Annotated in this window: 7 protein-coding genes; 5 read left to right on the forward strand and 2 right to left on the reverse strand. The window is 64.1% G+C overall.

Annotation, left to right across the window (positions count from 1 at the left end; genetic code table 11):
* Positions 1-596: ISAzo13 family transposase (locus Y708_RS23585; protein ID WP_035775634.1), on the reverse strand; the 596-nt coding region annotated here is incomplete at its 3' end.
* Between the two features lie 148 nt (positions 597-744).
* Here Y708_RS23585 and miaB point away from each other — a divergent pair.
* The 3 genes from miaB to dapF are packed head-to-tail and all read left to right on the forward strand — an operon-like array spanning position 745 to position 4,160.
* A complete protein-coding gene (gene miaB / locus Y708_RS0107250; RefSeq protein WP_081746562.1) occupies positions 745-2,274 on the forward strand; it encodes a tRNA (N6-isopentenyl adenosine(37)-C2)-methylthiotransferase MiaB in 1,530 nt (509 codons plus the stop codon).
* A gap of 31 nt (positions 2,275-2,305) precedes the next feature.
* Positions 2,306-3,214: a tRNA (adenosine(37)-N6)-dimethylallyltransferase MiaA gene (gene miaA, locus Y708_RS0107255; protein WP_028279407.1), complete on the forward strand. Its 909-nt coding sequence runs from the start codon at positions 2,306-2,308 to the stop codon at positions 3,212-3,214.
* 4 nt (positions 3,215-3,218) lie between these two features.
* On the forward strand, positions 3,219-4,160 hold the full coding sequence (gene dapF / locus Y708_RS0107260; protein WP_028279408.1) for a diaminopimelate epimerase: 942 nt from the start codon (positions 3,219-3,221) through the stop codon (positions 4,158-4,160).
* Here dapF and Y708_RS0107265 read toward each other — a convergent pair.
* Positions 4,157-4,780 (reverse strand): class I SAM-dependent methyltransferase, encoded by a 624-nt coding sequence (locus tag Y708_RS0107265; RefSeq protein WP_028279409.1) that lies wholly within the window; start codon positions 4,778-4,780, stop codon positions 4,157-4,159. The genes dapF and Y708_RS0107265 overlap by 4 nt on opposite strands.
* A 133-nt stretch (positions 4,781-4,913) precedes the next feature.
* Between Y708_RS0107265 and hflX the strand changes: the two genes are divergently transcribed.
* Both hflX and Y708_RS0107275 read left to right on the forward strand, forming a co-directional pair.
* A complete protein-coding gene (hflX, locus tag Y708_RS0107270) occupies positions 4,914-6,479 on the forward strand; it encodes a GTPase HflX (RefSeq protein ID WP_028279410.1) in 1,566 nt (521 codons plus the stop codon).
* On the forward strand, positions 6,472-8,469 hold a 1,998-nt coding region (locus Y708_RS0107275; RefSeq protein WP_028279411.1), incomplete at its 3' end, for an ATP-dependent DNA helicase. The genes hflX and Y708_RS0107275, both read left to right, overlap by 8 nt.

Consider the following 8,469-nt stretch of genomic DNA (forward strand, 5'->3'; position numbering starts at 1 on the left):
CCGTTGTTTTTGTACTGCCCGACCAGTTCCTTTTTCTTGGTGTCGACACTGATGACTGGCTGGCCCGCGTCCAGGTGCCCGGTGGCCTGGTTGTTGAGGTAGCTGAATTGGCCATCGCGGTCCGGATGCTGTCCGCCTTCGAGTGTCTTGGCATTTGCCTGCAGGCTGAAACCGTTGTCCTTGAGGAGTTTCGCCACGGTGTCCGAGGCTACCGGGTGCCCCCTTTCGGTGAGCTCCGTGGCGAGTTTCCCGGTGGAGAGCGTGGTCCAGGACAGGGCTGATTCGGGGTCCCCGCGGCGGGTGGGTTCCACCAGTTCCGGAACCAGGCCCGGGTCCTTGTCGGTCACGGTCTTCCGCCCTGCACCGGCCCGGCGAACACGACCCAGGGGCTTGGTGCCGGCCTCCAACTCAGCGACACCCTGCTGGACTCTGGAACGCGCGGCCCCGGAAGCCCTGGCAACCGCGGCAATACCACCATGACCCAGGGAACGTGCCTCCGCAGCCAACAGAAGACGGGCGGAGCGTTCATCCAGGTGGGGCAACATCGTATCGAACTTTGCACGGAGGGATTCGACGACTTCAGCAGAAATGGGCATACACCATTATCCCACCAAAAACGCTATTAGACTGAGTTATTTATCGGTGAGTCCTAAGCGCAGCGGCGGCCCACCGTCGACCATGAGGCCCATGCCCACCCACACCGCAGATTGTGACCGGGCAGCCCGGCAGCCGTACGCTTAACGGGTGAGCCTTACACTTCCCGGAACTTCCACTGCACCGTTTGCCGGTGACGCACCGTCAGCAAGCCGTACCTACGAGGTGCGCACCTATGGCTGCCAAATGAACGTTCATGATTCGGAACGGATCGCGGGACTTCTTGAGGGCGCCGGGTACGCCGACGCGGCGGGTGCGCAGGCCGACGTCGTTGTGTTTAACACCTGCGCCGTCCGTGAGAACGCCGACAACAAACTGTATGGAAACCTGGGAATGCTGGCCTCCGTCAAGGCAACCAGGCCCGGCATGCAGATTGCCGTGGGCGGCTGCCTGGCGCAAAAGGACCGGGAGACCATCCTGCGGAAGGCTCCGTGGGTGGACGCGGTGTTCGGCACACACAATATCGGCGCGCTCCCGGCACTGCTGGAACGTGCCCGCCACAATGACGAGGCACAGCTCGAAATCCTCGAATCCCTCGATGTGTTTCCCTCCACGCTGCCCACCAAGCGGGACGCGGTGTACTCGGGGTGGGTGTCCATCTCGGTAGGCTGCAACAACACCTGCACGTTCTGCATAGTGCCCGCGCTGCGCGGGAAGGAACGGGACCGCCGGCCCGGCGACATCCTCGCCGAAATCGAGGCCCTCGTAGCGGACGGAGCCATTGAGGTCACACTGCTTGGCCAGAACGTAAACTCCTACGGCGTCGAGTTCGGCGACCGCGGCGCCTTCGCCAAACTGCTGCGCGCCTGCGGCTCGATCGAAGGGCTCGAACGCGTACGCTTCACGAGTCCGCACCCGGCGGCGTTCACTGACGACGTCATCGACGCGATGGCTGAGACTCCTAATGTGGCTCCCCAACTGCACATGCCGCTCCAATCGGGCTCCGACCGCATCCTCAAGGCCATGCGGCGCTCCTACCGCTCATCCAAATTCCTCGGCATCCTGGACCGCGTGCGCGAACGCATGCCCCAGGCGGCCATTTCCACCGACATTATTGTTGGATTTCCCGGCGAAACCGAAGAAGACTTCCAAGAAACGCTGCGGGTGGTGGAGCAGGCCAGATTCGCCACCGCGTTCACCTTTCAGTACTCCAAGCGACCCGGCACCCCTGCCGCTGAGCTGCCCGACCAGTTGCCCAAGGCAGTGGTTCAAGAGCGCTTTGAACGTCTCACCGCGCTCCAGGACCGTATTGCGGCAGAAGAGAACGCCGCTCAGGTGGGCCGCGAGGTGGAAGTGATGGTCACCGCGCATCAGGGCAGGAAAGACCACGAAACTCATCGCCTCAGCGGCCGGGCACCGGACCAGCGGCTGGTCCACTTCAGCGTGCCCGACGGCGCGGAGCAGCCACGGCCTGGAGACCTCGTGACAGTGACCATCACCAAGGCGGCGGCGTTCCACCTCATCGCCGATCCGTCCGGCGCGGAGGGATACAGCGTCCGCCGTTCGCGGGCAGGCGACGCCTGGGACCGTTCGCAGGCAGACTCGTGCGGAGCCGGGGCGGCTTCCGGAGGAACCGGTGTTTCCCTGGGCATGCCGGCCCTGCCCGTCCGCAGCAGCTAGCGTGCCTCGCCACAACCCGGTCGAAGGCTCCATGCGCTCCGTAGTTGCCGTCGTCGGACCCACCGGCTCCGGAAAGTCGGAACTGGGAATAGCGCTGGCGCATGCCCTTAACGGTGAGGTGATCAATGCCGACTCAATGCAGTTTTACCGGGGCATGGACATCGGAACCGCAAAGCTGGCACCGGCGGAGCGGGGAGGAGTCCCGCACCATCTCCTCGATATCCTCGATGTCCGTGACGAAGCAAGCGTTGCCGCCTATCAAAGCCAGTGCCGCGCAGCGATAGACGATGTACGCTCGCGTGGCCGGCTGCCCATCCTGGTGGGCGGGTCCGGCCTTTACCTGAGGGCCGCACTCGATGAATTGGAGTTCCCCGGAACAGACGCCCAGGTGCGTTCCCGGCTGGAAGAAGAGCTGGAGCGGGCTGGCTCTGAAGCGATGCGGCGGAGGCTGCAGGCGGTCGACCCGGTCTCGGCGGAGAGGCTGAACGACGATCGGCGGCTGATCAGGGCGTTGGAAGTCCATGAGGTGACGGGCAGGCCGTTCAGTTCATTCATGCCGCAGCGGCGTTACCACCAACCGGCGGTTCAGCTGGGGCTGTCCGTGGACAGGGAGAAGCTTCGCCTCCGTCTGGCGGAACGGGTGCATGCCATGGCCGCTGCCGGCCTGCTTGAGGAAGTGCGTGCGTTGGAGAACGAAGGGCTCCGGGATGGGCGCACAGCCGCCCGCGCGCTGGGCTATTCCCAGTTCCTTGCCGTGCTCGACGGAACGTGGAGCGAAGCTGACGCCGTGGAAGACACCATCGCGGCCACCCGCCGGTTCGTCAGGAGGCAGCTGACCTGGTTCCGCGGAGATCCAAGGGTGCAGTGGCTGGACTGGGAAGACCCTGAGCTGGTGGCCCGGTCCGTTGAAGCCGTCAACCGCAGTCACCGCCTATCCTAAAGAGGTGACTACAGATCCCTCACTACAGCTACAGCCAGAAACCGGCCTGTCCGGAGTTCCATTCACCAAGGGACACGGCACAGGAAACGACTTCATCCTGATAGCAGACCCGGATGGTTTGCTGGAGATCGGTGCCCATCAGGCTGCGGCTGCGTGCGACCGGCACAGAGGGCTCGGCGCCGACGGACTCATCCGTGCTGTCAGGTCCACACTCGTTCCCGAGGGGAGGGCGCTCCTGCAGACCAATCCAGATGCCGAATGGTTCATGGACTACCGCAACGCCGACGGATCAATCTCCGAAATGTGCGGCAACGGCGTCCGCGTGTTTGTGCAATTCCTGATCAGCAATCGCCTGATGGCACTGGACAACGGAGGAACCGCCGTCATTGCTACGCGGGCGGGGATCAAAGTGGTGGAGCGGACCACGTCCGGCTACTCCGTAGACATGGGCCCCTGGGAGTTTATTCATCCGGAGGACGCCAACGGAAAGGGCATGGATTCCCTGGTGGAAGCCGACGGCCTCGAAGTGCCACGCCCGGCGCTCTCCATCAGCATGGGAAACCCGCATACGGTGGTTGCACTCGCAGAACTCGCCGAGCTGCGCGCCACGCGTCTCGCCGACGCGCCGCAGGTTCAACCGCAGCCCGCCCATGGCACCAATGTGGAATTTGTTGTACCCCACGACCCCTTGGTGCACGACGGCGTTGGCCACGTCACCATGCGCGTCCATGAACGCGGCGTCGGCGAGACCCAATCCTGCGGGACGGGAGCGTGCGCAGCAGCAGCTGCCACCCGATTCTGGGCCGGTACAGGCGCACCGGCGGACTGGGTAGTCAGGGTTCCAGGCGGCGAAGTGGGCGTGCGCTTCCACGCAGGGCCGGACGGGCGCGAGCACGTGCACCTGAGCGGGCCTGCCGTGCTGGTGGCTGGCGGGACGTTCCTCTAGCCGCCCGTACCACCCAGGTGCGGGCGGACAATCTTCAGGGTGCGGAATGATTTGGACGTTCCTGCCCTGGAGACTGAATAGCCGGACATCTGGTCGGCGAGCCAGCGTTGCAGTGAGTCTGCTCCCAGGTTCTTCTGGACCACCAGCCAGGCCGTACCGCCGTCGGCCAACCGCGGGAGCCACATCAGGAGCAGAGAATGCAGCGCTTCCTTTCCGATGCGGATGGGCGGGTTGGACCAGATGGTGTCGAACCGGAGGTCGGACGGGACGTCGTCGGGCAGTGATTGCCGGACGTTCTGCAATCCAAGCGCCGCAGCGTTGTCCCGCGTCAGGCTGAGAGAACGTTCGTTCACGTCGACCGCCCACACTGTTGATCCGGGACTCTTGAGCGCGAGGGTGAGGGCGAGGGGTCCCCAGCCGCATCCGATATCCAGCAGATGGGGGCCGATGGGCTCCGGTGCCTCCGCCAGAAGGATCCCTGTTCCCTTGTCTATGCCATCCGGGCTGAAGATGCCGCCCGATGTGACCAGGTTGCGTTCCTTCCCGTCAAGGACAACCGCCAACGGCCTGCGCTTGTCCGGTCCCGAAGGCTGGGAGCTGAAGTAGTGCTGCGAATCCATAGTCACCAAGCCTAATGCGGTCCATTGCCTACCCGGTCCAGGCACCCTGCCGGTCGATTGCGCGCAGAGTGAATTGCCTCGGCCCCGCCGTGGTCAGCGACTACCATGGGAGGACACGTAATTTTAGGAGAGCATGACCACGAACAACGGGGCATCGGCAACGCCGGAACCGGAGATGGGACCGGCCGAGATCCAGGCGGTCATCGACAGGATCCTTTCCCATGATGAGGCAGCGTCCTCCAAAGAGGGCACGGGCCGGTTTGGGAAAACCGAGAAGGCCAGGGCACAGGCTATCTCGGAGCAGGACAGCGGGCATTCAACGTTCGACGGCGAGCAGCAGGACCTGGCTGAACGGCGCGCGCTGCGCCGCGTGGCCGGTTTGTCCACTGAACTTGAGGACGTCACCGAGGTAGAGTACCGGCAGTTGCGCCTGGAGCGCGTGGTTCTTGCGGGTCTCTGGAGCGAAGGCACCGCGGCCGACGCCGAAAACTCGCTGCGCGAGCTTGCGGCCCTGGCGGAAACCGCAGGGTCCGAGGTCCTCGACGGTGTTATCCAGCGCCGGTTGAAACCCGACCCGGGCACCTTTTTGGGTTCCGGTAAGGCACAGGAGCTCAAGGACATTGTGGCCGCCACCGGCGCGGACACCGTCATCATTGACAGCGAACTCGCGCCCTCCCAGCGCCGCGGCCTGGAAGACATTGTCAAGGTCAAGGTCATTGACCGCACCGCACTCATCCTTGATATTTTCGCTCAACACGCCAAGTCAAGAGAGGGTAAGGCGCAGGTTGAGCTGGCCCAGCTTGAGTATCTCCTTCCCCGGCTGCGCGGCTGGGGCGAGTCGATGTCCCGTCAGGCGGGTGGCCAGGTGGGTGGTGCCGGATCGGGCATGGGCTCGCGCGGCCCCGGTGAAACCAAGATCGAACTGGACCGCAGGAAGATCCGCACGCGCATGGCCAAGCTCCGTCGTGAAATCAGCGCCATGAAGCCGGCACGCGAGACCAAGCGCGCCAACCGGCGTCGTCATCAGATTCCTTCCGTGGCCATTGCCGGCTACACCAATGCCGGGAAGTCCTCGCTCTTGAACCGCCTGACGGATGCCGGTGCCCTGGTGGAAAACGCTCTGTTCGCAACCCTTGATCCAACCGTCCGACGCGCCGAAACAGCGGACGGGCTGGGCTACACGCTGGCCGATACCGTTGGCTTCGTGCGATCCCTGCCCACGCAGTTGGTGGAGGCGTTCCGCTCAACGCTGGAGGAGGTTGCAGACTCCGATCTCATTCTGCATGTGGTCGATGCATCCCACCCGGATCCTGAGGGACAGATTGCGGCAGTCCGGGAGGTTCTTGCGGATGTCGATGCCCGGAAGGTCCCGGAAATCATTGTTCTGAACAAGGCTGACGCCGCGGACCCGTTTGTGGTCGAACGGTTAAGGCAGCGCGAGCCAAGGCATGTGGTGGTGTCCGCCCGCACGGGCTACGGGATTCAGGAGTTGCTCCATACGATCAGCAACTCCATTCCGCGCCCCAGCGTTGAACTCAAGCTCCTGGTGCCTTACGAGCGCGGGGACGTGGTGAGCAGGCTACACAACGAGGACGCGGAGATCCTGAGCCTTGAGCATGTGGAGGACGGCACCCGGTTGGATGTCATGGTGCGCGAGGGACTGGCGGCCGAACTGGAGCCTTTCCTTCGGCATGGCTGACGGCGGCGTTAGTCCACTTGCACTTCTCGACACAGTGGTCGGGGCGATGGGCGGTCAAAACCGGGCGGGTCAGCATGAGATGACCCGCCAGGTACAGGAGGCCATCGAGTCCCGCACGCACCTTCTGGTCCAGGCCGGAACGGGGACCGGAAAGTCACTTGCCTACCTGCTCCCGCTGGTGGCCCACGCACTCCACAGCGACAAGCCATCAGTTGTATCCACAGCCACACTTGCCCTGCAGGCTCAAATTGTGGGAAGAGACCTGCCGCGGCTACTCGATGCGGTGAAGGATGAGTTGCCGCGCGCTGTTGACGTGGCACTGCTCAAGGGACGCGGAAACTATGTGTGCCGGCACAAGACCGGGGGCGGCTTCCCTGACGAGGACGAACCGGGCGCGCTGTTCAGCCTCGCGGAGGAGAATGCTGCGCCGCACCCCAGCGCGGGGCCTTCGACACCGATGGGCCGGGAGGTCGCGCGGCTGCGCGAATGGGCGGAGGACACCGAGTCGGGTGACCGGGATGAACTGGTACCGGGAGTCAGCGACCGCGCATGGCGGCAGGTATCTGTCACAAGCATGGAGTGCCTTGGAGCCCAAAAATGTCCCGTTGCGCAGGAGTGCTTCAGCGAACGTGCCCGGGAGAAGGCGGGCCAGGCCGACATTGTCATTACTAATCACGCCATGCTGGCCATTAACGCTTTCGAAGGTCTAGCCGTGCTTCCGGAACATGATGTAGTGGTCATCGATGAGGCCCACGAACTCCATGACCGGGTTACCTCGGCCGTATCCGGACAACTGTCCGCCGTCATGGTCGGTGCGGCTGCAGCGGCAGCGCGCCGCCACACGGCCATCACGGTTGAGGCACTTAACTCGGCCCAGTCCGCCTTCGAACATGCCTTCGATGCCGTGCAATCCGGGTTGATGGCTGCCGGCATCAACGAGGATCAGGCACTCGCCCTGACCCAGGTGCGGGAAGCATGCCGCGTGGCGCTTTCGGACTCGAAGCCGGACAGCGGATCGCCGGCCGACGGCGGCCGTCAAATGGCCCGCTCACGGCTGCTGGTGATTCTTGAACTGTGCGACAGAATGGCTGCGGCAGCCGGTGCGAATGAGGTCATGTGGGCGTCGAGGCCGAGCACGTTCTCGCCGGGTTCGGGCTACTCCCAACCGGATGAGACCTCACCGGTCACTATCAATATCGCACCGCTTTCGGTGGCGGGAAAACTCCGCGAAGGACTCTTTGCCGAGCACACCGTGGTGCTGACGTCCGCAACCCTTGCCATTGGTGCAGAGTTTGGCCCGGTTGCCGGAGCGCTGGGACTGGTGGGGGAGGCCGCGCCTAGTTGGACAGGCGTAGATGTCGGCAGCCCGTTCGATTACCCGAAGCAGGGCGTCCTCTATGTGGCGAAGGACCTGCCAAAGCCAGGCAGAGGCACTTCCAGCGAGCAACTGGATGAACTAGAAGCACTCATCAAGGCATCCAAGGGTGGTGCGCTGGGGCTGTTCTCATCCAGGCGCGCGGCGGAAGAGGCGGCGGACGCGCTGCGTCAGAGGACGGATGTGGAAATCCTGTGCCAGGGTGAATCGTCCATGTCCGCACTGGTCAAGCAGTTTCAAGACGAGCCTGACACCTGCCTGTTCGGCACCATGTCCCTGTGGCAGGGTGTTGATGTCCCTGGGCGGTCCTGCCGGCTCGTGACCATCGACCGGATACCGTTTCCGCGCCCCGATGATCCGCTCATGACGGCCCGGAGCCGGGCGGTTGCGCGTGCCGGCGGCAACGGCTTCATGAATGTCTCCGCCACACACGCCGCCGTTCGGCTTGCGCAGGGAGCGGGAAGACTGATCCGGGCATCCAGCGACCGCGGAATGGTTGCCGTCCTGGACTCGCGGCTGGCACACGCCGGCTACGGCGGGTTCCTGCGGGCAGCACTTCCGCCATTCTGGACAACCATGGACCGAACCACGGCTTTGGCCATCCTGGAGCGGCTC

The sequence above is a fragment of the Arthrobacter sp. H5 genome, from assembly GCF_000520595.1.
In the GTDB taxonomy this organism is placed as follows: domain Bacteria; phylum Actinomycetota; class Actinomycetes; order Actinomycetales; family Micrococcaceae; genus Arthrobacter_D.

Coding starts and splice junctions, on each gene's coding strand:
- miaA (WP_028279407.1), top strand. CDS start 2,306: ATGCGCTCCGTAGTTGCCGTCGTCGGACCCACCGGCTCCGGAAAGTCG.
- Y708_RS0107265 (WP_028279409.1), bottom strand. CDS start 4,780: ATGGATTCGCAGCACTACTTCAGCTCCCAGCCTTCGGGACCGGACAAG.
- hflX (WP_028279410.1), top strand. CDS start 4,914: ATGACCACGAACAACGGGGCATCGGCAACGCCGGAACCGGAGATGGGA.